Genomic DNA, 2,293 nt, shown 5'->3' on the forward strand with positions numbered 1-2,293 from the left:
GCAGGAGCAGCCGGCGCCGCGCGATCACGTGGGTCATCCCGGCCTCCGTCAGCGCGTCCGGCGGACGTAGTCCGCGCTGCCGGGCGTCGAGACCATCACGTCCCGGCGCACGATGCTCAGCCGGCCGCCGAAGGCCGTACGGGCCTTGCGCAGACCGCTGTCGGTGTACTCGATCACCACCACCCGGTCGTGGAAGGCCTTCGCGTACGCGCCGCACTCGTCGTACGCGCCGCACTCCTCCGCCACCGCGAAGTCGAGCCCGGTCCGCGACCGGAGTCCCGCCAGTTCGACGGTGTTCTTCTGCCCGATCGCCAGATGCCGGGCGTGTGCGTGCCGGGCGAGCAGGGTGATGAAGGCGGTGGCGTCGTCCGAGGTCAGCAGTTTTCGCGAGCGCGTGTAGCTGTCGTAGTTGTCGGGCTCGACCGCGTCGAATTCCTTGTCGGCGCAGTCGTCGATCCACCGGCCGACGCGCTCGGCCACCCTCCGCCGCTTGCCGGGCGTCCGGATGTCCAGCAGCGCCTCGTTCCAGTCCTTGTCGACGACGACCTTGCCGTCCGCGTCGCGCAGCAGCAGGTCGGCGGGCCACTGTCCGCGTTCCTCGGGCTGGGCCTGGAAGGCGTTGACGTAGCAGATGTTGTACAGGCCGCGGGCCGGTGAGGACGAGCGGTCGCGGCTGACGACGCGGACGTCGGAGGCCGGGGGGTAGGCGCCGCCGATCTGGTAGTCGAACCCCGCGTGGAGCGGGGGGAGTTGCACCGATGCCGCCGTCCGCCCGGGGCGGGGAACCGGTTGCGGGGAGGCACTCGTGTCGTTGCCCGCGCCGCAGCCCGCGAGCGCGAGGAGGCCGGCCAGGGTCGTGGCCGTGCCCAGAACTCCGGTGCGGAGAACACGTTTGACGGGGGGCATGTCCGCTCCATCAATCGCGAGTACGTCCCCGCCTCGGACGCTTCGAGCGATCCTGGCGACTTTGGCCGGACTTGAACCTGGTCCGTTACCGGCTGGGCGCACCTCTGCGTGCCGGGTCGCACCACGGCACGCTGAGGATCAAAGCGCGCATGCCCGACTTCGTCAAGTGACCGCCTCGGCCGAGGGCGCCGCCGGTAGGCTGCTCCGCCCGGCCGGTGACCTCAGGGGCGCGGGTGGTGCGGATGGTCCGGGTGGTGCGGCGGGTGCGGGGGCGGGGGCGGCAGCGTCGTGACGTCCGGTGCCGGTTCGGGCCACACGAGCAGCACCGGGCAGGGGGCGTGGTCGACGACGAAGCGTCCGGCCGGTCCCAGGCTGTGCGGGCCGAGCCGGCTGCGGTCGCCGTCGCGGGCCAGGACGAGCAGACCGGCGCCCTCCGCCGCCGCGACGACCTCCCGCTCCACCCGGCCGGTGCGCTCCACGCGGGTCGCTGGGCCCCCGAGCCGCTGGGCCGCCGCGTCGAGGAGCTCGGCCGCGGAGGCCGTGCCCAGGGTTTCCAGGAGGTCGCCTGGATCGGGCTCGGAGCGGCCGCGTCCGAGGAGCCCGGCGAAGGCGCCGTGCGCGAGACCGGGCACGGCCAGGTCCGTGACATGCAGCAGCACCACCTCGCTCGCCCCGGGAGCGTGCGTCCCCACGGCGTCCACGCACGCGGGCCAGGTTCCCTCGACCAGCCAGACGACCACCCGCATGTCCATCAGCCTCCGATGACGTGGAGCGAGACCCACAGCGCCAGGACGGCGGGTACCAGCGCCGCGGGCACGGCGATCAGGCCCAGCCGGGTGAACTCCTTCAGGTCGACGCCGTGTTCGTGCTGATGCACGATACGTCGCCACAGCAGCGTCGCGAGGGAACCCGCGTACGTCAGATTGGGCCCGATGTTGACGCCGAGCAGGACGGCCAGCACCGCGCCCGCGCCCGAGTCGGCGGCCAGCGGCAGCAGGACGAGGACCGCGGGCAGGTTGTTGATCAGGTTGGCCAGGACGGCGGCGATCGCGGCGATGCCGAGCAGTGCCGGCAGCGAGCCGCCCGTCGGAAGGAGGTCGTCCAGGGCGTCGGCCAGCCCGTTGTCCACGACCGCGCGGACGACGATGCCGAGCGCGAGGACGAAGGCGAGGAAGGACGGAGCGGCCGCGCGCACCACGGTGAGCGGGGTGGTGCGGCGGCGGACGAGAGCCCGGCCGGCCAGGACGAGCGCCCCCGCGGCGGCGGACCAGGCCGGGTCGATGCCGACGGCCGAGGCGAGGACGAAACCGGTCAGGGTGCAGCCCACGGTGATCAGGGCGAACAGCGGCAGCTCCGGCGGTTCCTCCGCCCGTGACCTCGCGGCGGG

Annotated in this window: 3 protein-coding genes; all 3 read right to left on the minus strand. The window is 73.5% G+C overall.

What is annotated here, in order from left to right; all coding sequences use genetic code 11:
• Positions 1 to 48: 48 nt before the first annotated feature.
• Complete coding sequence (locus tag ACWEBX_RS39300; protein ID WP_451889496.1) at positions 49 to 906, minus strand: endo alpha-1,4 polygalactosaminidase; 858 nt, start codon at positions 904 to 906, stop codon at positions 49 to 51.
• Between the two features lie 221 nt (positions 907 to 1,127).
• On the minus strand, positions 1,128 to 1,652 hold the full coding sequence (locus ACWEBX_RS39305; RefSeq protein ID WP_451889497.1) for a universal stress protein: 525 nt from the start codon (positions 1,650 to 1,652) through the stop codon (positions 1,128 to 1,130).
• Between the two features lie 5 nt (positions 1,653 to 1,657).
• Positions 1,658 to 2,293: ArsB/NhaD family transporter (locus tag ACWEBX_RS39310; protein ID WP_451889498.1), on the minus strand; the 636-nt coding region annotated here is incomplete at its 5' end.

The sequence above is a fragment of the Streptomyces sp. NPDC005070 genome (assembly GCF_053600395.1).